The organism is Mesorhizobium sp. M0077 (assembly GCF_040322955.1).
GTDB lineage: Bacteria > Pseudomonadota > Alphaproteobacteria > Rhizobiales > Rhizobiaceae > Mesorhizobium.
In genome coordinates, this window is the sequence record NZ_JAMYUL010000001.1 from 360,129 (window position 1) to 383,548 (window position 23,420).

Consider the following 23,420-nt stretch of genomic DNA (forward strand, 5'->3'; position numbering starts at 1 on the left):
CGTCTTCCCATGAAGGGCGATGTCTGATCTTTCGGCTGATTTTTCCCTGGCCCTAACGGCAACCATTGCGGTGACCTTCCTGCTGGCCGGCATCGTCAAGGGCGTTACCGGTATGGGACTGCCGACGTTGGCGATGGGGCTGCTGGGCACAATCATGCCGCCGGTCGCCGCGGCTTCGCTGCTGATCGTGCCGTCCTTCGTCACCAATATCTGGCAGCTGTTTGCCGGCCCGAGCTTCGGATGGATCCTCAGGCGGCTGTGGCTGATGATGGTCGGCATCGTCGCCGGCACGCTGGCCGGCTCATGGCTGCTGGCCAGCGACAATGTCAAATGGACGACGGCCGGCCTCGGGGCGGCGCTGATCGTCTATGCCGTCTATACGCTGCTGGCGCGGCAGTTGACGGTTCCCGCGTCAGCCGAGCGCTGGTCGTCGCCCATCGTCGGTTTCCTTACCGGCATCGTCACCGGCGGCACCGGCGTGTTCGTCGTGCCCGCTGTACCTTACATTCAGGCGCTGGGCTTGAGCCGTGACGATCTGATCCAGGCGCTCGGCCTGTCCTTCACCGTGTCGACGATCGCGCTCGCTGCCGGCCTTGCCTCGCACGGCGCGTTCCAGGTCGGGCATGTCGCCATGTCGTCGCTGGCGGTTGCGCCGGCCTTGCTCGGCATGTGGCTCGGACAGTTGCTCCGACAGCGGATCAGCCCGGCGACCTTCCGGCGCTGGTTTCTTGTTTTCCTGATCTTGCTTGGCCTCGAGCTTTTGGCGCGGCCTTTCCTTGCTTAGCGATCGGTGCCGGTTGCGAGAACGGCCTCGACGTTTTGCCGGTGGACGGGCTCGTACAGCGCGAAGTACTCGACCGCGCCCGTGGCGAATATGTCGGCGCCGCAGGTTTTCAGATCCTGCTTCGCAAGATCAGGCTCACGCCGGCAGCGAAGCAGTTTTTGAACGTAGGCTTGCGTCGCGGCGATGAGGCCTTTGTCGTAGCCGCCTCGCTCAATCGCTTCGAGCGAGCCGTGATTGGGCAAGATGCGGTCTATCGACCAGCCGGCCATGCGTTCGAGATCGACCAGATGTTGCGCCAGCCGATCCGCCTCGCTGACATAGGTGATCGGATCCTCGAGCGTGTCGCCCGCCAGGAGCAGGCCGGTTTCGGGCATGAACAGCACCGTGCCGTCATGGCTGTGGATTTCGACCTGACGCAGTTCGACGGCGATCGATCCAACGGCGAGGTCAAGACTGCCTGCGAAGGTCCTGTTCGGCAGCACGAGAGGCTTGATCGGTGGAACACCGCTTTCGATCTCAGCCCGGTTGTTCGCGAGCGCCGAGGCGGTGAGCGTGTTGGCGATAATCTCGCAATCCTGAAACACCTCATTGCCGGCAATATGATCGTCATGCCAGTGGCTGAGCACGACCCGGATCGATGTTGCGCCCATGTCTTCGAGCGTCTGCCTGATGAAGCGCGCGTGAGGCAGCGAAATATGCGTGTCGTAGACAAGCGCCTGCGAACCATCGACGCTCGCATAGGTGCAGATGCCGAGGGCATAGGCGCCGTCGTCCAGCCAGTTCGGCTCGTCCGACCAGGCGCGAACGCCGTCAACGCGGCCATCGTAGAAGCCGAGCACGTTTGGCGCCGGGCGAACCAGCCGCATGGTTGAGCCGAGAGGTGGCTTTGTCATTGGCGCGGTCTCGCGGGTTCAGGCGATCATCTGGCCGAAGCGATCGACCTCATCTGAAGTCGTGGCAAAGCTGGTGACGAAGCGATAGAGCAACTCGTCCTCGCCGACATGGCCGTCGAAGCCGTGCGGCCTGTGCCAGTCGTAAAAGGCTGCGCCGACGGATTGCAGCCTTTCGGCTTCCGCCTTTTTCATCACCGCGAACACCTCGTTGGCCTGCGGCAACCAGGCGAGCTTCGCCGTTGCCGAATCCTCGATCGCAGCCGCCAGGCGCGCGGCCATGGCATTGGCATGACGGGCCGTGTCCAGCCACAGGCCGTCCGTGAAGTAGGCGTCGAACTGCGCTGCGATGAAGCGCGACTTGGAGAACAGCTGTGCGGCGCGCTTGCGCAGGAAGGACAACTCCTTGGCGCGGTCTAGATCGAACAGCACCACCGCTTCGGCGCACCAGCAGCCGTTCTTGGTGCCGCCGAACGAGACGATGTCGACGCCGCGCTTCCAGGTCATTTCGGCCGGCGTCGTCTCAAGCGCGACCAATGCGTTGGCAAAACGGGCGCCGTCCATATGCAGCGGCAGGGAAAAGCGTTTGGCGATCTCCGAAATGGTGGAAATGTCGTCGAGCCCGTACACTGTGCCGACTTCGGTCGATTGGGTGATCGAGACGGCCGTCGGGCGTCCCCAATGGACGATTTCGGGTGCGAAACGGGCGACGGCGCGTTCAAGATTGTGCGGATCGATCTTGCCCAGGGCGCCGTCGACAGCATGGAGACGCGAGCCGCCGCTGAAATATTCCGGCGCGCCGCATTCGTCCTCGATGATGTGCGATTCGCGGTGCGCAAAGGAAATGCCGCCGGGCTTGTTGTAAGCGGCCAGGGACAGCGAGTTGGCCGCCGTGCCGGTAGCGACGAAGAACACCGCGACCTCGCGTTCGAAGATCTCGCTAAAACGCTGGTAGACGGCGCGGTCGAGATCGCCATCGCCATAGGCGGTCGAAAAGCCGCCGGCATTGGCTGACAGCCCGGCGGCAATGTTGGAATGGACGCCCGCCCAGTTGTCGGATGCAAAGAACATCAGCAAAGTCCCTGCCTGGTTGAGAAAGTCTGGTTGCGACAAGAGCGCGACCATGGCCGTTTCGGGGTTTGACGCGCAAGGGCCAAGGGCTGAAAAAGCGGTAAAGCCAAAGGCGATCACGAAGGAGTGCCGGGACCGAAATTTCGTTTCAACAGCGCCTGACGTAATTTTCTGTCGCCAAACGTCCAAGAATTTGGTGAATCGGTCTTGTGCGCGCCCAGGATTTCTGCCATAAAAATTTAGGACAGTAGTGCTGTCTTATTTTGTCGCACAAGTCAGGCTGGATTGGCGTATCATTTGGGCCACTCCGGCCGTTGCCGCGAGCGACGGGTAGACGGCTCGGCTGTGGCCTGTACGATACCGGATACGAACCGGCGGTGCACCGCACGGTCCGCCAAGGATTTCGAAAAGACGTGCCGCAAGAATGAGAGCGGAAGCCAGTCGCTTCCCAAGGTAGACCAGCGCCCCAAATGCTAGACGTGCAAGGGGCCGGAACGGAGGACAGGACGATGACGGAACTGACGCCATCTGCGATTATCGGCCAGGCCGCGCAGACGAAAGCGGCAGCCGTTAAAAATACCGTTCTGACCAAAGAAGGCCAGACCACCAACGGCCTGACCACCAATGGCATGGCCGCGCAGGGTCTCTATGATCCGCGCAACGAGCATGACGCGTGCGGCGTTGGCTTCATCGTCAACATGAAGAACGTGAAGTCGCACCAGATCGTCAAGGACGGGCTCTTCGTGCTCGAAAACCTGACGCATCGCGGCGCTGTCGGCGCCGATCCGCTGATGGGCGACGGCGCCGGCGTGCTGGTGCAGGTTCCCGATCATTTCTTCCGCGAAGAGATGGCGGCCCAGGGCGTCGAACTGCCGGCGGCAGGCCAATACGGCGTCGGCCACTGGTTCATGCCGCAGGATGCGGCACTGCGCGCCCATATCGAAGAGATCATCGCCGAATCGGCGCAGTCAGAAGGGCTGCCGCTGCTCGGCTTTCGCGACGTGCCGGTCGACAATTCATCGCTGTCGAAGGCGCCCGATATTGCGGCCTCCGAACCGTTCCATCGCCAGGTCTTCATCGGCCGCACATCGGACATTCCAGATGACGAGGAATACGAGGCCAGGCTGTACCTGCTGCGCAAGGTGATTTCCGGCCGCATCTACGCCGAGAACAACAACAAGGATATCGGCGCCTACTGTGTGTCGCTATCGGCGCGTACCATCGTCTACAAGGGCATGTTCCTGGCCTACCAGGTCGGCGCCTATTACAAGGATTTGTCGGATCCGCGTTTCGAGACCGCGCTGATCCTCGTCCACCAGCGCTTCTCGACCAACACCTTCCCGTCATGGAAGCTCGCGCACCCCTACCGCATGGTCGCGCATAATGGCGAGATCAACACGGTGCGCGGCAACAACAACTGGATGGCGGCGCGCCAGGCCTCGGTCGATTCCGAACTGTTCGGCAACAACATCTCCAAGCTGTGGCCGATCTCCTATGACGGCCAGTCCGACACGGCGTGCTTCGACAATGCGCTCGAATTCCTGTTCCAGGGCGGCTACAGCCTCAGCCACGCCATGATGATGCTGATCCCGGAAGCCTGGGCCGGCAACAAGCTGATGGATGCCGATCGCAAGGCTTTCTACGAATACCATGCAGCGCTTATGGAGCCGTGGGACGGGCCGGCCGCGGTCGCCTTCACCGACGGCCGCCAGATCGGCGCCACGCTCGACCGCAACGGGCTGCGCCCGGCGCGCTACATCGTCACCGACGACGACCGCGTCATCATGGCGTCCGAAGCCGGCGTGCTGCCGGTGCCGGAGGAGAGGATCGTCAAGAAGTGGCGGCTGCAGCCTGGCCGCATGCTTCTGATCGACCTTGCCAAGGGCCGCATCATTTCCGACGAGGAGATCAAGTCGGAGATCGCCACCAGGCATCCCTACAAGACCTGGCTCAACAACACGCAGCTGATCCTGGAGGATCTGAAGCCGGTCGAGCCGCGCGCGCTACGCAAGGATGTCAGCCTTCTCGATCGCCAGCAGGCTTTCGGCTACAGCCAGGAAGACACCAAGCTGCTGATGTCGCCGATGGCGACCACCGGCCAGGAAGCCGTGGGTTCGATGGGAACCGACACGCCGATCTCGGCGATGTCGGACAAGTCGAAGCTGCTCTACACCTATTTCAAGCAGAACTTCGCCCAGGTAACCAACCCGCCGATCGACCCGATCCGCGAAGAGCTGGTGATGAGTCTGGTGTCGTTCATCGGGCCGCGGCCGAACATCTTCGACCTGGTCGGCAATTCGCGCCGCAAGCGGCTCGAAGTGCGCCAGCCGATCCTGACCAATGGCGATCTGGAAAAGATCCGCTCGATCGGCCACACCGAGGACCGTTTCGACACCAAGACCATCGACATCACCTACGGGTCGAGCGAGGGCGCGGCCGGCATGCAGGGCGCCGTCGAGCGTCTGTGCGAGCGCGCCGAGGCGGCCGTTGCCGGCGGCTACAACATCATCATCCTGTCCGACCGCCAGGTCGGTCCCGACCGTATCGCCATTCCGGCACTGCTGGCGACGGCTGCCGTGCACCACCATCTGATCCGCAAGGGTCTGCGCACCGCGGTCGGCCTGGTCGTCGAATCCGGCGAGCCCCGCGAAGTGCATCATTTCTGCTGTCTCGCCGGCTACGGCGCCGAGGCGATCAACCCCTACCTTGCTTTCGACACGCTGCTCGACATGCACAAGCGTGGCGAACTGCCGGCAGAGGTCGACGCCTACGAGGTGGTCTCGCGCTATATCAAGTCGATCGGCAAGGGCATCCTCAAGGTGATGTCGAAGATGGGCATCTCCACCTACCAGTCCTATTGCGGCGCGCAGATATTCGACGCCATCGGGCTGAAGTCGGATTTCGTCGAGAAGTACTTCACCGGCACAGCGACGCTGATCGAAGGTGTCGGCCTGGACGAGGTCGCGGCTGAGACGCTCAGCCGGCACACCGACGGTTTCGGCAACGATCCGGTGCTGCGCAACAGCCTCGAGGTCGGCGGCGAGTATATGTACCGCATGCGCGGCGAAGCCCATATGTGGTCGCCCGACGCCGTCGCCACCTTGCAGCACGCCGTGCGCCAGGGCTCGTGGGAGACGTTCAAGGAGTATTCCGCGCAGATCGACAGCGAGACGGCCCGTGCCCAGACCATACGCGGCCTGTTCAGGATCAAGCTTGCGGAAGAGACCGGCCGCAAGAAGGTGGCGATAGAGGACGTGATGTCGGCGGCCGATATCGTCAAGCGCTTCTCGACAGGGGCGATGTCGTTCGGCTCGATCTCGCGCGAGGCACACACGACGCTGGCGCGTGCCATGAACCAGATCGGCGGCAAGTCGAACACCGGCGAGGGCGGCGAAGAGGCCGACCGCTATCTGCCGCTGCCCGGCGGCGGCAAGAACCCCGAACGTTCGGCGATCAAGCAGGTCGCCTCGGGGCGGTTTGGCGTCACCGCCGAGTATCTCGTCAATTCCGATGTCATGCAGATCAAGGTCGCGCAGGGCGCCAAGCCCGGTGAGGGCGGCCAGCTGCCCGGCCACAAGGTCGACGCGACCATTGCCAAGGTCCGGCACTCGACGCCCGGCGTCGGCCTGATCTCGCCGCCGCCGCATCACGACATCTATTCGATCGAGGATCTGGCGCAGCTGATCTATGATCTGAAGAACGTCAACCCGGCGGCCGACGTATCGGTCAAGCTGGTGTCGGAAGTCGGTGTCGGTACGGTTGCGGCCGGCGTCGCCAAGGCACGCGCCGACCACATCACCATATCGGGCTATGATGGCGGCACCGGCGCGTCGCCGCTGACCTCGCTCAAGCATGCCGGCAGCCCGTGGGAAATGGGCCTAGCCGAGACGCACCAGACGCTGGTGCTGAACGGGCTGCGCTCGCGCGTTGCGCTGCAGGTCGATGGCGGCTTGCGCACGGGGCGCGACCTCATCATCGGTGCGCTGCTCGGCGCCGACGAGTTCGGCTTCTCGACCGCGCCGCTGATCGCGGCCGGCTGCATCATGATGCGCAAGTGCCACTTGAACACCTGCCCGGTCGGCGTCGCGACGCAGGATCCGGTTCTGCGCAAGCGTTTCAAGGGCACGCCCGAGCATGTCATCAACTTCTTCTTCTATGTTGCGGAAGAGGTGAGGGGGCTGCTGGCCGAGATGGGCTACACCCATATCGACCAGATCATCGGCGACAGCGACCTGCTGGAAAAGCGCGAGATGATCCAGCATTGGAAGGCGCGTGGGCTCGATTTCGGCAAGATGTTCTTCAAGCCGGACGCGCCGCATGAGGCGGTGCACTGGACCGAACGGCAGAAACACCCGATCGACGATGTACTCGATCGCAAGCTGATCGAACTGGCGAAGCCCGCGCTCGAAAGCAAGCAGCCGGTCAAGATCGAGGTCGACATCCGCAATGTCGATCGCTCCACGGGCGCCATGCTGTCGGGCGAAGTCGCCAAGCGCTTCAGGCACAAGGGCCTGCGCGAGGACACGATCCAGGTGAAGCTGACCGGCACCGCCGGCCAGTCGTTCGGCGCCTTCCTGGCGCGCGGCATCTCGTTCGATCTCGTCGGTGCGGCCAACGACTATGTCGGCAAGGGCCTGTCGGGCGGACGCATCGTCATCCGGCCGCCGGAGGAGTCCAGGATCGTCGCGGCGGAATCGATCATCGTCGGCAACACCGTCCTCTATGGCGCGACCGAGGGCGAGGCCTATTTCGCAGGTGTCGCCGGCGAGCGCTTCGCGGTGCGCAATTCGGGCGTCGCCGCCGTCGTTGAAGGCGTCGGCGATCATGGCTGCGAATACATGACCGGCGGCATCGTCGTCGTCATCGGCCAGACCGGTCGCAACTTCGCTGCCGGCATGTCGGGCGGCGTGGCCTATGTTCTGGATGAGGCCGGCGATTTCGCCGCGCGCTGCAACATGGCGATGGTCGAGCTGGAGCCGGTTCCGGAAGAAGACGATCTGATGGAAAGGCTGCTGCATCATGGCGGTGACCTCGACCACAAGGGTCGCGTCGACGTCTCGGGTGACATGACCACCCATGACGAGGAACGGCTTTACCAGCTTATCTCGAACCACGTCCATTTCACCGGTTCGGTACGCGGCCGCGAGATACTCGACGACTGGACGACCTTCCGGCCGAAATTCCGCAAGATCATGCCGGTCGAATACCGCCGCGCGCTGATCGAGATGGAACGCATGCGCATGGGCGTGGCGGCGGAATAGGTTTTTCGACTTGCCGGGAGGCGCAGGCTTCCCGGCGGAACTTTCAGCGACAGTTTGACCTCGGATGCAAGGTTGCCACGGCTGCCTCAAGGGGTTAACGGGTGCGAAAACCGCACCATCTGGACAGCAGGAACTGGACTATGGGCAAGGTAACAGGCTTTCTCGAAATCGACCGGCAGGTGCACAAGTACCAGCCGGCCTCCGACCGCATCCGGCATTTTCGTGAATTCACGCTGCCGATGTCGGACAAGGAGGTCGAGAAACAGGCGGCGCGCTGCATGGATTGCGGCATCCCGTTCTGCCACGGGCCGACCGGTTGCCCGATCCACAACCAGATCCCGGACTGGAACGACCTCGTCTACAATGGCGACTGGGACAATGCGATCCGCAACCTGCATTCGACCAACAATTTCCCCGAGTTCACCGGCCGCATCTGCCCCGCGCCCTGCGAGGAAGCCTGCACGCTGAACCTCGAGGACATTCCGGTTGCCATCAAGACTGTCGAACAGGCAATCGCCGACAAGGCTTATGAAACCGGCCATATCCGGCCTTATCCGCCAGAGAAGAAGACGGGCAAGCGGGTCGCTGTCATCGGCTCCGGCCCGGCAGGGATGGCGGCGGCGCAGCAGCTTGGCCGCGCCGGCCACGAGGTCAGCGTTTATGAGCGTGAGAGCCGTCCCGGCGGGCTGATGCGCTACGGCATTCCCGACTTCAAGATCGAGAAGCACTATATCGACCGCCGCATCGAGCAGATGCAGGGCGAGGGCGTGACCTTCCATTGCGGCGTCAATGTCGGCGTCGACAAGCCGGTGGCAGAGTTGCTCGCCGGATACGATGCGGTGCTCTATTGCGGCGGTTCGGAATCGCCGCGTCCGGCCAATATTCCGGGCGACGATCTCGGCGGCGTCTATGACGCCATGCCCTATCTGGTGCAGCAGAACCGTCGCGTCGGCGGCGAGCCGATCCAGTCGGTGGCCTGGCCGTCGCATCCGATCATCGCCGGCGGCCAGCATGTCGTCGTCGTCGGCGGCGGCGATACCGCGTCCGACTGCGTCGGCACCGCCTTCCGCCAGGGCGCGGTGCGCGTCACCCAGCTCGACATCCGCCCGCAGCCGCCGGAGAAGGAAGACAAGCTTTCGGTCTGGCCTTACTGGGCGACCAAGATGCGCACCTCGTCCTCACAGGCCGAAGGTGCGGAGCGCGAATTCCAGGTGGCGACGCTCGAATTCATCGGCGAGGACGGCCAGCTGACCGGCGTCAAATGCTGCGAAGTCGACGAGAAGCGCAAGCCTATCCCCGGCACCGAATTCGTCATCCGTGCAGACCTCGCCTTCATCGCCATCGGCTTTGCCGGACCGGCTGCCGCCGGCGTCGCGAAAGAGCTGGACGGTGAGATGAAAATCACCACCGACAGCCGCCGTTCCCGCAATGTCGAAGCCAACGATCGCGACTACAAGACCAGCGTCGACAAGCTCTACGCCGCAGGTGATGTGCGCCGCGGCCAGTCGCTGGTTGTGTGGGCGATCCGCGAAGGCCGCCAGGCCGCGCGCTCGATCGATGAAGCGCTGATGGGGTCGACGGTACTCCCCCGTTAACGGTTGATCGCCGTCGTCGTATCCGTCGCGGCAGCGGCCTTGGGCGGCCAGGAGAAGTCGTCGGCGCGGCCGGGCGAGGCCTCGGGCGCCTTGCCTTCGAGGATTAGTTTTTCGCCGGGCAGATCCGGATTGGCTTTCGGCGCCGCCGCCGCACCGAGAAGCTCGGTCCCGCCGTCGAGCGCCGGATCGTTGAGCAGCATTGGAACGGTGCGGTCGACCACGATCGGGGCGGCGGGCAGCGACGGCGCCTCGACCGGGGCGCCGGCCGGCGCGGCAGCCGTCACCACGCTTCCCGGCGCTGCCAGGCCGAGGATCTTGGCCAGCGGCTTTTCGGTGTAGAAGGCGAGCTTTCGCTTGCCGGCTTTCGAGACGTTGATGCCGTCGTCGGAGCGCAGCCGCACGGCCTGGCCGTTAATGTCGGGGCCGGTCGAGACAAAGGCGCCGTTCTCGTCGACGAACCCATCCCAGACATCGACGAATTCGCCGCCGTTCTTCTCGGCTGCCGAGTGGTAGATGTCGTTGAATGCCAGCATGTCGGAGGTCATCTTCGGCGTCTTGAAGGCTGGCATGCCGACCCACAGATAAGGCACCTTGGTCGCCGCCAGTGCCTTTCCCAAGGCTTCGGTCCGGCGTTCGTATTCCTTGGTCCAGTTCTCGGAGCGCGGCTGCTCGCGCACATCGTTGACGCGCATCTGCTGGCGGTCGTTGGAGCCGAGCATGACGACGACCACGGAGGGTTTTTCGGTCTCGACCAGCGATTTGACCTGTTCGGGCCAGTTGTAGACATCATCGCGCACGAAACCCGAAGAACCGTTGGCGCGCTCGACGATCCTGACGTTGGCATTGTCGGCAAAGGCTGTTTCGAGGCCTTCGGCCAGGCCGTTGGCCATGAAATCGCCGATCACCAGAATGACGCGGGCATCCGGTGTCTTCTCGACAATCGGAGCGGAAGGTTCAACGGGTGCACGGGGCTTCTTCTTGACCTTCGGCTTTGCCTTGCGGACGTCGAGCGGCGGCTCGATGCGTTCGCTGCGGCGCGGGAACAGAAGGTCGCGCAGCGACCAGCCGCGGTTCTGCGGTTGCTCCTGCGCCAAAGCCGGTGTGTGGAAACTGCCGGCGACCCCCGTCGCCAGGACGACGATGGCCAGAATGAGGATCGGCAAGCGGAAAACGATCACACGGATACGCGCTGCCGGAACCAAGCACCCTCTCCATCACTTGGTGCATGGCCCTCGCAGGGGATCATGCACAGACCGATGCTACGGCATCCCTTGCGCGTCGCAGATGCGCGCTGCCGTCGTCGGCTCTATTTCTTTCTGAGCCATTTGAGCACTTCCATGCTCGGATACCCGTCTTGGGTCAAGCCGACCGTTGCCTGATAGGTCATGATGGCGGTTTTCGTACCGTCACCGATCTTGCCGTCGAACTTGCCGTCGTAAAGTCCGTGCTGCGAAAGCCGCTTCTGCAACTCCTGCCTTTCCTCGAAGGACAGTTTGGTGAAAGGCCGCTTCCAGTCCTGCACCAGACCATTAGAGCCGGCGATTTCGTCGGCAAGAAGGCCGACGGCCAGGGCATATTTGTCGGCGTTGTTGTAGGCCTTGATGACGGAGAAGTTCTTGATCATCAGGAAGGCCGGTCCGCCGCGGCCGTCCGGCACTTTCAGCGTCGCCGTGTCGGTTGCGTTCTTGAACGGCTTGCCATTGGCCCTGGCGACGCCGAGCGCCTGCCACTGCGCCAATGTCTTCGAGCCGGCAGGCAGTTTGCCGGCTGGAATGGTGACCTCGTAGCCCCAGGTCTTGCCGCCCTGCCAGCCATTCTTCTTCAGCAGATTGGCTGATGTCGCCAACGCATCGGGGATCGAATTCCAGATGTCGCGCTTGCCGTTGCCGTCCATGTCGACGGCATAATGCTGGTAGCTGGTCGGGATGAACTGGGTCTGGCCCATGGCGCCGGCCCAGGAGCCCATCAGGTGGCTTTCGTCGATGTCGCCGGTCTGCAGGATTTTCAGCGCGGCGACCAATTGGGTGCGGGCGAATTTCGAACGCTTGGCGTCGCCATAGGCGAGGGTTGCCAGCGAGCGGATGACATTGCGCATGATGTCGTCGCGCTTGAGGATCTCGCCATAATTCGATTCCATCGACCAGATGGCGAGCAGGATGTAGCGGTCGACGCCGAACCTGGCTTCGATCCGGTCCAGCCACGGCTTCCATTTCCTGGCCATCTGCTGGCCGACGGCAACGGACTGGTCATGGACGCGGTTGTCGAAATAGTCCCAGGCGGGCGCGGTGAACTCGGGCTGGGTGCGTGCCTTTTCCAGCACCACCGGGTCGGGCTCATTGATGCCCCGGAACGCTCGGTCGTAGACCGCGCCGGAAACGCCGCCCGCCACGGCCGTGGCGCGGAAGCCGGCGACCCATTGCCGAAACCCGGCATCGGCGAAGGCCGGTCCGGCCGGCATCAGCAAGGCGAGCGAGAGGCTGGCCGCCGTCAGCACGCTGGTAAAGAGTTTTGCGGCACTGCGAACGGACATATTTTCCCCTTTCTCTATCTCAGGAAAGACCATTCATCGCCGAACCGGGTTAGCAATTGGTTTACCATAGGCGGCGCCTGGAACGAAAAGACACCTGGATGCTTTACCGGTTGATGTTTCCCTCAATGGCCCGATAATCCCCAATTCCGGCGCGAAAATGTCGCGAGGCGGGATTGCCGGGCACGCCCTCAAACGGATAATTGACGCATGAAGCGAGTTCGCAAGGCAGTTTTCCCGGTCGCCGGTCTCGGCACACGGTTTCTCCCGGCCACCAAGGCCATTCCCAAGGAGATGTTGACCGTCGTCGACCGGCCGGTCATCCAGTATGTCGTCGATGAGGCGCGCGAGGCCGGCATCGAACATTTCATCTTCGTCACCGGCCGCAACAAGGCGGTCATAGAAGACCATTTCGATATCCAGTTCGAGCTCTATGATACGCTGGCACAGCGCGGCAAGGACGATCAGCTGGCCCGCTTGCAGCGGCTGCAGCCGGGCCCGGGGCAGACCTCGTTCACCCGCCAGCAGGTGCCGATGGGTCTCGGCCACGCCGTCTGGTGCGCCCGGGAACTGGTCGGCGACGAACCCTTCGCGCTGTTGCTGCCCGACATGATCATGCAGTCCGAAAAGAGCTGCATGAAGGCCATGGTCGAGCTCTACGAGGAGACCGGCAACAACATCATCGCGGTGCAGGAATGCGATCCGGCCGAAACCCACAAATACGGCATTGTCGGCCGCGGCGAGGACACGCATCACGGCTTCCGCATCACCGAGATGGTCGAAAAGCCGAAGATCGGCACCGCGCCGTCCAATCTCTACATCAACGGCCGCTACATCCTGCAGCCCGAGATTTTCAAGATCCTGGAAAGCCAGGAAAAGGGCGCCGGCAACGAGATCCAGCTCACCGACGCGATGCTGAAGCTGGAAAAGCAGCAGCCCTTCTTTGGCTACCACTTTCAGGGCCGCACCTTCGATTGCGGCTCGCCGGAAGGGTTCGTCGAGGCCAATGTCGCCTTCGCGCTGTGGCGCAGCGACATGAACGAGAACATGGCCGGCGTCATCCGCACGCTGCTCGATGAGATGAAGCCGTCCGAGCGTCGCGGCGCTGCTTTTTAGCTACCGCTGCAGCTTCAGCCCCAAATAGATGCTGTTGGCGGTGTAGTTGCGCCCGGGCAGATTGCTGGTCAGCTTTTCGGTGCGAGCGCGGCTGGTGAGACCGACGTAACGGTTCAGCCACCAGGTCAGCCCGGCCTCTGCACTTAGCGTCATGTCATGGCCGTCGGAGCCGGTGTAATTGCGCCAGTCGAGCCCAAGGGCTGCGTTGCCGGTCAGGTCGGCGCGGATCTGCCGCTCGCCGGTGAGGCGGCCGGAATAGAGGATGTCGCCGCTCTCACCGGCATTCGTTGTGCCTTCGACCGTGGTTCGCCCGGTGACGCCGATGATGGTGCCGCGCTCGGGCGACCATTTGAGGTCGGCATTGATGGTGGCTCCCGAAATCGCCTCCAGGTTCTTGTCGTCGATCGCCTCCCTCACCCAGCCGGCCGAGAACTCACCCTTGAGCTTCTCGCCCATGTCGACTTCGATACCGGCGCGTGCGCCAAGCCGGGTCGAAGAGCGCTCGAAGCCCTTGTTGTCGATCCGTTGGTCATATACCCGGCGGCCGAGCTCAATCTCAGCAAAGGGCGTCAGAGCCGGGGAAATTTCATAGCCGGTCCGCAACGTTGCGGTGTAGAGCGTGTTGTCCTGATCCTTCTGCGACAACACGGTGCCGTCCGTTAGCTTGGCGTCGCCATAGATGTCGTGGGAGACCGCACCGGTCAGCGCAAAGCGCATCTTGCCAACGTCCTTCTCGACGCCGAGGCTGCCGTCGACCGTCTGGCGGATCGGCTGCGATTTGACGCCGGCAATGGCGTCGGGCGCGGAGGCCGATTCCGGCGCAATCTCGTAGCCGAGCTTGGCGATGGCACGCAGTTCATTGTCGAGGTCGACATTGTACGTGCCTTGGATACGGCCGCGTGCCTCATTGATCTTCTGGCCCGAAATGGTGTTGCGGAAATTGCCGTAGCCGTCGATGACCGCCGAATTCTCGCGCCAATCGGAGGCGGCGGAAAAACGCAGCGCCGTTTCGGACAGCACCGCCGACTTGCCGCCAGCGCTGGAATCGGCGTTCGACGTGACGGCAACGCCCTGCTCGAGCGTCGGCCGCAGCAGGAACGAGCCGACCTTGATGCCGGTTGCCGCGTACGGGTCGTCCTCGAGCTTCTTCTTTTGGCCCTCGATGGCGTCGGTGCGCTCGGCGCCAGGGTCGAGCTTCTGCCGGTCGACGCTGTCGACGGTGAGGACACGGCGGTTGGCTGTGTCCTGATCGGCGTCGTCTGCCGCAGTGCCGTCCGGAGTCGTTCCGGTGGTGGTCTGGTCCGTGGCTTTGCCAGGCTTCTTTTTGTCGGCAGCCTTGGTTTTGTCCTTGGCCTTGTCTGCATCCGCGGCGGCGCGTTGCTTTGCCGTCGACGGCCGGCGTGGCTGGACGGTTGGCGGCTTGTCGACGAACGAATCGTCGATGGTCGCCGGCGGGTCGAAAATGCTGTTTGCGCCGGCCTGTGACGGGTCGGTGTCGTCAGGCAAGGCGCCGTCGCTGGCCGGCACATAAGCGGTTGGCGTGTTTCCCGTGGGGGCGGTGTCGGCAGGGGCGGTCTTGACCTGCGTGTTGGCCTTGCTCAATTGCCTGGCCCGGCGCTGCTGGTCGGACAGGATCGCCGATTCCGAAACTTCGCCGCGCAGCTCGGTCTCCTGGGCATGAAGCGCAGTTGGCCGCAGCAAAGCGAGCACGCTCGTCGCCAGAAGCAGAGCGCAAAACGCTCTGCCCGTTCGACCTTTTTTCTCTTGAGGCTGGGCCCGCGACATCGTCACCACTGCTTGCGCGGCGCAAGCGCGCCATACTTACCGAACCGTAAACGGGGATGGTTAACGGAGGGTTGAAGGTGTGCCTGTACGACATGGCTGGACGGCAATTCTGTTGGACAGGCGAACGGCAAAGCGCTAATCGCATCAGCCATGCATGCGGGATCCCCAGAAAAGAAGCCTTTGGAGGCTTCGGTCGCCTCGGCGCTGAGAACGGTAGCCACGGAACAGGCCGGCGTGGCGGCATTGGCCGCCGCGCTGGAGAACGAACTGGCCGAACCTTTCGCCCGCGCCGTCGACATGGTGTCGCGCATCAATGGCCGCGTCATAGTCACCGGCGTCGGCAAAAGCGGCCATATCGGCACTAAGATCGCGGCTAGTCTGGCTTCGACCGGCACGCCTGCCTTCTTCGTCCATCCGGCGGAGGCCAATCACGGCGACCTTGGCATGATCGCCAGAGACGATGCCATCATCGCCATGTCATGGTCCGGCGAGAGCAAAGAATTGATGGGCATCGTCGCCTATTCCAGGCGCTTCTCGATCCCGCTGATTGCGATTACCGCGGGCGCGGCCTCGGCGCTGGCGCGCGCGGCCGACGTGGTGGTGCTCCTGCCGTCCGCGCCGGAAGCCTGCCCGCACGGTCTGGCGCCGACGACATCGACCCTGCTGCAACTGGTGGTCGGCGATGCGCTGGCCATAGCGCTGCTCGAAGCGCGCGGCTTCACGCCCGACCATTTCCGCACGTTCCACCCCGGCGGCCAGCTCGGCGCCAATCTCACGCAGATCCACGAGATCATGCATGTCGGCGAAAGGCTGCCGCTGGTGGCTTCCGGCACGGGCATGCGCGAGGCGATCCTCGAATTGTCGAACAAGGGCTTCGGCTGCGTGGCGATCGCGACGGCGGATGGCGCGTTGGTGGGCATCATCACCGATGGCGACATCAGGCGTCACATCGGCAGCAATCTCATGGAAATGAGCGTCGATCAGGTGATGACGAAAAAGCCGAAGACGGCCACACCGGACACGCTGGTGGCGACGGCGCTGCAGATTATCAACAATTCGGCCATTACGAGCCTGATGGTGGTCGAAGGCAGGCGGCTCGTGGGACTGGTTCATCTGCACGACCTGCTGCGCATCGGCGCCGCCTGAAAAAATCAAAGGACGCGTCGCGTTCGGGAAGCCCTAGGCGACGCGCCTGATTTTCCGGATCGAAAGCGCCATGCGCTTTCGAAATGTCAAACTGCCTCGACGGTCAGTTCCAGATCGGTGTCGGCCGAACTGACGACGCGCACCTGCGTGCCGGCCGGCAGGTCGGGACCGGAGACGCGCCACAGTGTGTCGCCGAGTTTGATGCGGCCGCGACCGTCCTTGATCGGCTCGGCCAGCGTTGCCATCCTGCCGACCAACTGCGCGCCGCGCCGGTTGAGGAGCGGCTGGTCGCTAGGGGTATTACGCCCACCAACCAGCTTCTTTCCGGCAAGGGCCGAGACCAGCGACAGGGCCAGGAAGGCGAGGACCTGGACTTCCCAGGCCCAGAAGCTTGCGTCCCAGACGAGCAGGGAAATCACACCGATCACCAATGCGGCGATGCCGATCCACAGCATGAATATTCCTGGCGCGATGACCTCCATCACCAGGAGGACGAAGCCCAGAACCATCCAGTTCCACGGACCAAGTTCGGAAATGATGCGGTCGAACATGGGAGTGCGCTCCTAGTTCTTGTTTGAGAGCATGATCTTTTCCGAAAACCGGCTCCCACTTTTCGGGATCATGCTCTTATGATCTCAGTTCTCGCCCGATCTCAGTTTTCGCTTGGGCGAACCACCGGAGGGCGGGCGGCCTGCCTGGCGGCGCCGGCGGTGCCTTCGCTGCGGAACACCTCCCTGGCGATCTCGCTTATGCCGCCGAGGGTGCCGATCAGCGCCGAGGCTTCCATCGGCATCAGCACGACCTTGCTGTTGTTAGCGGTGCCGATCTTGCCCATCGCTTCGGTGTATTTGAGCGCCACGAAGTAATTGAGTGCCTGCACGTCGCCCTTGGAGATGGCTTCCGATACAACCTGGGTGGCTCGCGCTTCGGCCTCGGCCGAGCGTTCGCGCGCCTCGGCGTCGCGGAAGGCGGCTTCCTTGCGGCCTTCGGCCTCGAGGATCTGCGACTGCTTGAGGCCTTCGGCGGCGAGGATCTGCGCACGCTTATTGCGTTCGGCGGTCATCTGACGACCCATCGATTCGATGAGGTTGGCCGGCGGATTGATATCCTTGATCTCGACGCGGGTGATCTTGATGCCCCACGGATGCGCCGCTTCGTCGACGACGCGCAGCAGGCGCTCGTTGATGGCGTCGCGGTTCGACAGCAATTCGTCGAGGTCCATCGAGCCCATGACGGTACGGATGTTGGTCATCGTCAAATTGAGGATGGCGTTCTCCAGGCCGGCGACCTGGTAGGCGGCCTGGGCCGCATTGAGGATCTGGTAGAAGGCGATGCCGTCGACGCCCACAATGGCGTTGTCGCGCGTGATGATTTCCTGGCTCGGAACGTCGAGCACCTGCTCCATCATGTTCATCTTGGCGCCGATTCGGTCGACGAACGGCACGATGAGGTTGAGGCCGGGGCTTAGTGTTTTGGTGTAACGACCAAAGCGCTCCACCGTATAATTATAGCCTTGCGGGATTGTCCGGATGCCTTTGATAAGAAGCACCAATACCAGAAAGGCAAGCGCACCAATCGCAATACCGAAACCACTGAAGTCCATTTGAATCTCCCTCAGATGCCGGCCATGGCGTTGATTCCATGCAACCGACTTCACCAAACACTTAGGTGTGTTTCAATAATGTTACAATCAGGTGATCGTTGATTATTAGTGCATGGAATAGCGCAACTGCGGCGATCGATCGCCGCAACGTGGCGGCCTCAGACCCAGCCCGACAGCTCGCGCCGCACCATCGCCTCGATCACCGCCATGCCTTCTGCACTGTCGTTGAGGCACGGGATGTGGGCGAATTTCTCGCCGCCGGCGTGATGGAAGGTCTCGGCCGCCTCGCGGCCGATTTCGTCCAGCGTCTCGATGCAGTCGACGGAAAAGCCTGGGTTGACGATGGCGATCGATTTCACGCCGTCCTTCGCCAGTTTCTCGACCGTCTTGTCGGTGTAGGGCTGCAGCCATTCCTGGGCGCCGAAGCGCGACTGGAAGGTGATGATCAGCTTCTTTTCATCCCACCCCAGTCGTTCACGCAACAGCCGTGTCGTCTTCTGGCAGTGGCAGTGATAGGGATCGCCCTTCTCGAAATAGGGCTTCGGGATGCCGTGATAGGAGGTGATGACCACCTCGGGCTCGAAGTCTAGCGTTGCCAGATGCCGTTCGATCGAATGGGCGAGCGCCTCGATGTAGACCGGCTCGTCATAGTAGGGCGGAACACTGCGCACGGCAGGCGCGCGGCGCATCTTCATCAAGGCGCGAAACAGCTGGTCGTTGGCGGTCGCGGTGGTGGTCGCGGAGTATTGCGGGTAGAGTGGGAACGACAGGATGCGGTCGCAGCCTTGCTCGACCAGCCTTTGAGCGACGCTCGCGGTCGAGGGGTTGCCGTAGCGCATCGCCCAGTCGACCACGACATCGGGTAGGTCGATGAGCGCTGCGGCCAGCTTTTCGCCCTGCGCCCGGGTGTAGGTGCGCAGCGGCGACTCGTTCCTCTCGCGGTTCCATATCCTGGCGTAATTGGCGCCGGACTTGTTCGGTCTCGTGGTCAGCACCAAGCCGTAGAGGATCGGATACCAGATCGCCTTGTTGAGCTCGATGACCCGCGGATCGGACAGGAATTCGCGGAGATAGCGCCACATCGGCTTGAAATCGGTGCCGTCCGGCGTGCCGAGATTGACCAACATGACGCCGATCTTGCCTGCCTTTACCGGCGGATGTCCGGCCGGTAGCGGGTCGAGCGCTTTCGCGGCTTTGGGGTCGACAGGCGTGGAAAGCGTCATGAAGGTCTCCCGACACCGCGAAAACCGACGATGTCGGGCGAACCTAGCGATGCGGAGCAAGTTTTCAATGCTGCGTCTGGCCGCACCTTACCTTGAAAGCCAAAAACCCGTCCGGTTACCCGGACGGGTTTTGCTGGTCGTGAGTGCGAAGCGAGGTTACTTCGCCGGAATGGTCAAGGTCGCGCCGACAGGAAGCCGGCGTGGTTCGTAGCCTTTGTTGGCCTCGGAGATCACCTTCCACTTGGCGCCGTCGCCGTAGGCCTTCTTGGCGAGATCCCAATAGGTATCGCCGGCGACGATGACATGGCTGGCTTCGGCCGGGGCGGCGTCAGCCGGCTTTGCCGGAGCAGGTGCGGCTTCGGCCGGTTTTGCCGGTTCGGCCGGAGCCGGCGTTGCCGGGGCGGTTTCCGCCGGGACAGTCGGCGGCGTGGTGGTGATGTCGCCGGAGCCTGCCGGCAATGCGGGCATCGCCGGCTCCGCCGGTGCAGCCTCGGCCGGTTTTGCCGGTTCCGCTGGAGCAGGTGCCGGTTCGGCTGGTTTTGCCGGCTCGGCGGCCGGGGCAGCCGCTACGGTTGCGGCAACCTCGGTGATGCGGCCGTCGAGCTTGGGCGTGTAGGGCCGGTGCGCGGCGAGATAGTCGGCGACCACCTGTTCGAGGCCCGGGCCGTAATCATAGGCGTTCTTGGCCTTCTCGGCGAAGACCTTGTAGCCGTCGCCGCCCTGGCGGACGTAATTGTTGGTGGCGACCAGATAGTCCTTGTCCGGATTGATCGGCGCCCAGGCACCGTTCTGCATCACCTCGACCGACTTGACTCGGCCGGCATTGGGCGCGACCGACTTGTCGAAGGAGTATTTGAGACCTGCCACCTGCGGGAAGCGGCCGCCGCCGTCCTCGACCTGGCTGACGCCGTTTTCCAGCCCGGCAACCAGATCCTTGCCGGAAATCTGGAAGGTCGCCAGCGTGTTCTGGAACGGCAGCACGGTCAGCACCTCGCCCATGGTGACGGTGCCCTTGTCGATCGAAGCACGCAGGCCGCCGCCATTCGAGACGACGATCTCGACGCCCTGTCCCTTGACGCGGTCGAGGATGGCGTCGGAGACGAGGTTGCCCATCGCGCATTCCTTGGTGCGGCAGCTTTCGCGGCTGCCGTCGATGGCCTCGGTGGTCTCGGCCACTTCCTTGTTCTTCAGCGCCTCGATCGGCGCACCGAGTTCCTTGATGCGGGCAAGAACGGCCGGATCGGGAGTGATCGACTTGTCGAGGAAGATCGGGTCGCCGCTGGCTTCCTTGACGTTGCCATTGTCGTCGAACACGACCTTGAATTCGCCGAGATATTTCGAATAGGACGCGGCCTGCACGACAGGCACCTTGGAGCCGTCGGGGTTGTCGACCATCGTCGGATAGGGGCCTTCCGCCTTCGGGTCGGTGTTGGACAGAAGCGAATGGCTGTGGCCGCCGACCACCACATCGATGCCCGGGATCTTGGCGATGACATCGCGCTCGCGCCTGTAGCCGATATGGGTGACGGCAATGATCTTGTTGACGCCTTGCGCCTTCAGCTTCTCGACCTCGGCGGTGATCGACTTGACGTCGTCGGCGATGGTGATGTTGGGGCCGGGAGAGGCGAGTTCCGGCGTGTCGTTGGTCACGGCGCCGACAATGCCGATCTTCTGGCCGCCGACCTCAAGCACAATCGACGGCTTGATCTTGCCTGCGGCGCCGGACTTGTCGTTGGGCACGACATTGGCGCTGACGATCGGGAACTTCGCCTTGTCGAGATAAGGCACCAGCGCGCTCTCGCCATCGTCGAATTCGTGGTTGCCGAGCGTCACCGCGTCGGGCTTGATCTGATTGAGGAATTCCTCCTCCGCCGTGCCCTTGTAGGTGATGTAGAACAGCGATCCCTGAAAGCTGTCGCCGGCATTGAGCAGCAGCACGTTCTGGCCTTCGAGCTTCTTGCGCTCCTGTGCGATCGCGGTGACCAGCCGGCCGGCGCCGCCGATGCACTCACCCTTGGTCTCTTCCTCGGCCGAGCAGGTCGACTCGTATTTGTTGTTGCCTTCGATGCGGCTGTGCCAATCGTTGAAATGCAGGATGTTCAACGTGTAGTCGGCAAAGGATGGTGCGGCCGACAGGCCGAGTGTCGAGGCAGAGAGGGCGGCAATGGCGGCGAGCTTCTTCATCTTCGTCTCCCGGATATGATCAAAGGCGTTTAACGCTCTTGCCCGACTGCAGGATAACAGCCAGCATTTCGGGTATGTTCACATCGCGGTTGTGGCGATGCAAGAAGAATCAGGGCGGATAACCGGCATCGGTTTGCCGGCATAAAAAAGGCGGCGGCATCGCGCCGCCGCCATCCGCAAGCCGCATGGGAAAGGTTCAGCCGCGCCTGGTCAGCACGAAGTTCTGCCCGGCGGAGCTGGTGCAATTCAGCTGGTTTATGGACACCAGCAGGCAGTTGAAAGCGATTGGCTGCTGCCGGATCAGCGAGGTTCCGTTGATCTCGACCGAGGTGGCGCCGGTCTTGGTGTAGCTGCCGTCAGCGAATTTCTCACCGGTCTCCGCCGAAACGGTGGTGAAGACGCCGCCGTTCAATGTCGAGACCGCCTTGCCTTCGGCGTTCAGCCATGAGCCTTCGACGCCTCGCGCCTGCGATGAGATCGGTGGCCCGTCGGAGCCGCCGGTGGTGCAGGCGGCAAGCATCGTCGCAAGAGCGCCCGCCGCGCCCGCAGAAAGAATTTTGCGCGCAATCGTCATATCAAATCCTCTCCTGACGCATCGGCCCAATCGTCAAACGACGTTTTGGAGAACACGATGTGCGTGGCCTCAAGTTACCAGAGCCGTCCCTCGTGCGTCCAAATGGATGCACACTGCTCTCGTCCGCATCCCTTCAATCGCCCGATTTCCGGGCGATTGCAAGGCAGTGAGGCAGGGGTATGGAACCGCTATCGAACGAGGATGTTGCGGAATTGCCACGGGTCGCTTTCGTCGAGGTCCTCGGGAAACAGGCCCGGACGGTAATCGAGCGGCGTCCAGTCGGTGTAGTAGCCCTTGACCGGTCCGAGATACTGGGACTGCACTTCCAGGCAGCGCTTGTAGTCCATCTCGTCGGCCTCGACGATGCCGGCTTCCGGGTTTTCCAGCGCCCAGACCATGCCGGCGAGCACGGCCGAGGTGACCTGCATGCCGGTAGCATTCTGGTAGGGCGCCAGCTTGCGGGCTTCGGCCAGCGACAGCTGCGAACCGTACCAGTAGGCGTTCTTGGCATGGCCGTAGAGCAGCACGCCAAGCTCGTCGACGCCGTCGACCAGTTCGTTTTCGTCAAGCACATGGTGGACCGGCTGCGGCTTGCCGGCAGCGCCGAACATTTCGTGCAGCGACAGCACGGCGTCGTTGCAGGGGTGATAGGCATAGTGGCAGGTCGGGCGGTATTGCACCTTGCCCTTCTTACCGCGCACGGTGAAGAAGTCGGCGATCGAGATCGCCTCATTGTGCGTCACCAGGAAACCGTATTGCGCGCCCGGCGTCGGGCACCAGGAGCGCACGCGGGTGTTGGCGCCGGGCTGTTCGAGATAGATCGCAGCCTTGGAGCCATGCTTGTGCTCCTTGCCGTTCTTCGGCATCCATCTCTCATGCGTGCCCCAGCCGAGCTCGGCCGGCTGCAGCCCTTCCGAGATGAAACCTTCGACCGACCAGGTGTTCCAGAACACGTTCATCGGCTTCGGCTTCTTGGTGCGCTGGGTGTCGCGCTCGGCGATGTGGATGCCCTTGACGCCGGCCTTCTTCATCAGCTTCGCCCAGCCGTCACGGTCGTCCTGCGCGGGTTCGGAAAACTCGAGGCCGAGGTCGCCGGCAAGGTTCAGCAGCGCCTGCTTGACGAACCACGAGACCATGCCCGGATTGGCGCCACAGGTCGAAACCGCGGTAGCGCCGCCGGGCTTGTCGTGCTTCTCCTTGATCAAGGCTTCGCGCAGCGCGTAGTTGGTGCGGCTGGCATTGTCGGCCTTGGCGTCGAAATAGAAGCCGAGCCACGGCTCGACGACGGTGTCGATGTAGAGCACGCCGAGCTTGCGGCAGAGCCGCATCAGGTCGACCGAGCCGGTATCGACCGACAGATTGATGCAAAAGCCCTGGCCGCCACCATTGGTCAAAAGCGGCGTCAGCAGTTTCTTGTAGTTTTTCTCGGTCACGTGCTCCTGCACGAAGGCGATGCCGCGCTCGTCGAGCAGCTTGCGGTCGGTGTCGAGCGGGTCGATGACCGTCATGCGCGACTTGTCGAATTTGAAATGGCGCTCGATCAGAGGCAGCGTTCCCCGTCCGATCGAACCAAAGCCGATCATCACGACAGGGCCGGTGATTTCACCGTAAACGGGCCAGTTTTCATTCGCCATTTTATCGAGCACTCCTTCAAGCAACGC

The 23,420-nt window shown here is 62.9% G+C and carries 16 protein-coding genes; 5 read left to right on the forward strand and 11 right to left on the reverse strand.

What is annotated here, in order from left to right; all coding sequences use genetic code 11:
- Positions 1–19: 19 nt before the first annotated feature.
- On the forward strand, positions 20–784 hold the full coding sequence (locus tag NKJ57_RS01770) for a sulfite exporter TauE/SafE family protein (RefSeq protein ID WP_023686418.1): 765 nt from the start codon (positions 20–22) through the stop codon (positions 782–784).
- Here NKJ57_RS01770 and NKJ57_RS01775 read toward each other — a convergent pair.
- Together NKJ57_RS01775 and NKJ57_RS01780 are read right to left on the reverse strand one after the other, a co-directional pair.
- Positions 781–1,677, reverse strand: a complete 897-nt coding sequence (locus NKJ57_RS01775) for an MBL fold metallo-hydrolase (RefSeq protein ID WP_352573639.1) — start codon at positions 1,675–1,677, stop codon at positions 781–783. The genes NKJ57_RS01770 and NKJ57_RS01775 overlap by 4 nt on opposite strands.
- An 18-nt stretch (positions 1,678–1,695) precedes the next feature.
- Complete coding sequence (locus tag NKJ57_RS01780) at positions 1,696–2,745, reverse strand: threonine aldolase family protein (RefSeq protein WP_023686416.1); 1,050 nt, start codon at positions 2,743–2,745, stop codon at positions 1,696–1,698.
- A gap of 509 nt (positions 2,746–3,254) precedes the next feature.
- Between NKJ57_RS01780 and gltB the strand changes: the two genes are divergently transcribed.
- Both gltB and NKJ57_RS01790 read left to right on the forward strand, forming a co-directional pair.
- Positions 3,255–8,006 carry a glutamate synthase large subunit gene (gltB, locus tag NKJ57_RS01785; protein ID WP_352510376.1) on the forward strand — a complete coding sequence of 1,584 codons (4,752 nt, stop codon included), beginning with the start codon at positions 3,255–3,257 and terminating at the stop codon, positions 8,004–8,006.
- A gap of 140 nt (positions 8,007–8,146) precedes the next feature.
- On the forward strand, positions 8,147–9,601 hold the full coding sequence (locus NKJ57_RS01790; protein ID WP_023686414.1) for a glutamate synthase subunit beta: 1,455 nt from the start codon (positions 8,147–8,149) through the stop codon (positions 9,599–9,601).
- Here the strand turns inward: NKJ57_RS01790 and NKJ57_RS01795 are convergent.
- Both NKJ57_RS01795 and NKJ57_RS01800 read right to left on the reverse strand, forming a co-directional pair.
- On the reverse strand, positions 9,598–10,803 hold the full coding sequence (locus NKJ57_RS01795; RefSeq protein ID WP_352510377.1) for an SGNH/GDSL hydrolase family protein: 1,206 nt from the start codon (positions 10,801–10,803) through the stop codon (positions 9,598–9,600). The genes NKJ57_RS01790 and NKJ57_RS01795 overlap by 4 nt on opposite strands.
- A gap of 104 nt (positions 10,804–10,907) precedes the next feature.
- Complete coding sequence (locus NKJ57_RS01800; protein WP_023828228.1) at positions 10,908–12,131, reverse strand: lytic murein transglycosylase; 1,224 nt, start codon at positions 12,129–12,131, stop codon at positions 10,908–10,910.
- Positions 12,132–12,338: 207 nt separating this feature from the next.
- Here NKJ57_RS01800 and galU point away from each other — a divergent pair, with 207 nt between their 5' ends.
- Entirely contained in the window at positions 12,339–13,244 is a 906-nt protein-coding gene (gene galU / locus NKJ57_RS01805; RefSeq protein WP_352510378.1) for a UTP--glucose-1-phosphate uridylyltransferase GalU, read from the forward strand.
- Here galU and NKJ57_RS01810 read toward each other — a convergent pair whose 3' ends face one another.
- The gene (locus NKJ57_RS01810) at positions 13,245–15,029 is read right to left on the reverse strand and encodes an outer membrane beta-barrel protein (protein ID WP_352510379.1); all 1,785 of its coding nucleotides are present in this window, start codon (positions 15,027–15,029) and stop codon (positions 13,245–13,247) included.
- Positions 15,030–15,179: 150 nt separating this feature from the next.
- Here NKJ57_RS01810 and NKJ57_RS01815 point away from each other — a divergent pair, with 150 nt between their 5' ends.
- Complete coding sequence (locus tag NKJ57_RS01815; RefSeq protein WP_023704013.1) at positions 15,180–16,175, forward strand: KpsF/GutQ family sugar-phosphate isomerase; 996 nt, start codon at positions 15,180–15,182, stop codon at positions 16,173–16,175.
- Positions 16,176–16,261: 86 nt separating this feature from the next.
- Here NKJ57_RS01815 and NKJ57_RS01820 read toward each other — a convergent pair whose 3' ends face one another.
- From NKJ57_RS01820 to NKJ57_RS01845, 6 genes are all read right to left on the reverse strand, one after another.
- Positions 16,262–16,726: an NfeD family protein gene (locus tag NKJ57_RS01820; protein ID WP_023686409.1), complete on the reverse strand. Its 465-nt coding sequence runs from the start codon at positions 16,724–16,726 to the stop codon at positions 16,262–16,264.
- A gap of 101 nt (positions 16,727–16,827) precedes the next feature.
- Positions 16,828–17,778 (reverse strand): SPFH domain-containing protein, encoded by a 951-nt coding sequence (locus tag NKJ57_RS01825; protein WP_023671952.1) that lies wholly within the window; start codon positions 17,776–17,778, stop codon positions 16,828–16,830.
- Positions 17,779–17,936: 158 nt separating this feature from the next.
- The gene (gene hemH, locus NKJ57_RS01830; RefSeq protein ID WP_023683248.1) at positions 17,937–19,001 is read right to left on the reverse strand and encodes a ferrochelatase; all 1,065 of its coding nucleotides are present in this window, start codon (positions 18,999–19,001) and stop codon (positions 17,937–17,939) included.
- A gap of 156 nt (positions 19,002–19,157) precedes the next feature.
- Positions 19,158–21,185 (reverse strand): bifunctional metallophosphatase/5'-nucleotidase, encoded by a 2,028-nt coding sequence (locus NKJ57_RS01835; RefSeq protein WP_023691760.1) that lies wholly within the window; start codon positions 21,183–21,185, stop codon positions 19,158–19,160.
- A 196-nt stretch (positions 21,186–21,381) separates the two neighbouring features.
- Positions 21,382–21,759 (reverse strand): Omp10 family outer membrane lipoprotein, encoded by a 378-nt coding sequence (locus NKJ57_RS01840; RefSeq protein ID WP_023683250.1) that lies wholly within the window; start codon positions 21,757–21,759, stop codon positions 21,382–21,384.
- A 188-nt stretch (positions 21,760–21,947) separates the two neighbouring features.
- On the reverse strand, positions 21,948–23,393 hold the full coding sequence (locus NKJ57_RS01845) for a homospermidine synthase (RefSeq protein ID WP_352510380.1): 1,446 nt from the start codon (positions 23,391–23,393) through the stop codon (positions 21,948–21,950).
- Positions 23,394–23,420: the final 27 nt, after the last annotated feature.

Excerpts from the sequence above, each read along its gene's own strand:
- galU (WP_352510378.1), top strand. The coding sequence starts at position 12,339 with ATGAAGCGAGTTCGCAAGGCAGTTTTCCCGGTCGCCGGTCTCGGCACA.
- NKJ57_RS01820 (WP_023686409.1), bottom strand. The coding sequence starts at position 16,726 with ATGTTCGACCGCATCATTTCCGAACTTGGTCCGTGGAACTGGATGGTT.
- hemH (WP_023683248.1), bottom strand. The coding sequence starts at position 19,001 with ATGACGCTTTCCACGCCTGTCGACCCCAAAGCCGCGAAAGCGCTCGAC.
- NKJ57_RS01775 (WP_352573639.1), bottom strand. The coding sequence starts at position 1,677 with ATGACAAAGCCACCTCTCGGCTCAACCATGCGGCTGGTTCGCCCGGCG.
- NKJ57_RS01825 (WP_023671952.1), bottom strand. The coding sequence starts at position 17,778 with ATGGACTTCAGTGGTTTCGGTATTGCGATTGGTGCGCTTGCCTTTCTG.
- NKJ57_RS01770 (WP_023686418.1), top strand. The coding sequence starts at position 20 with ATGTCTGATCTTTCGGCTGATTTTTCCCTGGCCCTAACGGCAACCATT.
- gltB (WP_352510376.1), top strand. The coding sequence starts at position 3,255 with ATGACGGAACTGACGCCATCTGCGATTATCGGCCAGGCCGCGCAGACG.
- NKJ57_RS01840 (WP_023683250.1), bottom strand. The coding sequence starts at position 21,759 with ATGACGATTGCGCGCAAAATTCTTTCTGCGGGCGCGGCGGGCGCTCTT.
- NKJ57_RS01815 (WP_023704013.1), top strand. The coding sequence starts at position 15,180 with ATGCATGCGGGATCCCCAGAAAAGAAGCCTTTGGAGGCTTCGGTCGCC.
- NKJ57_RS01800 (WP_023828228.1), bottom strand. The coding sequence starts at position 12,131 with ATGTCCGTTCGCAGTGCCGCAAAACTCTTTACCAGCGTGCTGACGGCG.
- NKJ57_RS01780 (WP_023686416.1), bottom strand. The coding sequence starts at position 2,745 with ATGTTCTTTGCATCCGACAACTGGGCGGGCGTCCATTCCAACATTGCC.
- NKJ57_RS01810 (WP_352510379.1), bottom strand. The coding sequence starts at position 15,029 with ATGTCGCGGGCCCAGCCTCAAGAGAAAAAAGGTCGAACGGGCAGAGCG.
- NKJ57_RS01845 (WP_352510380.1), bottom strand. The coding sequence starts at position 23,393 with ATGGCGAATGAAAACTGGCCCGTTTACGGTGAAATCACCGGCCCTGTC.
- NKJ57_RS01790 (WP_023686414.1), top strand. The coding sequence starts at position 8,147 with ATGGGCAAGGTAACAGGCTTTCTCGAAATCGACCGGCAGGTGCACAAG.
- NKJ57_RS01835 (WP_023691760.1), bottom strand. The coding sequence starts at position 21,185 with ATGAAGAAGCTCGCCGCCATTGCCGCCCTCTCTGCCTCGACACTCGGC.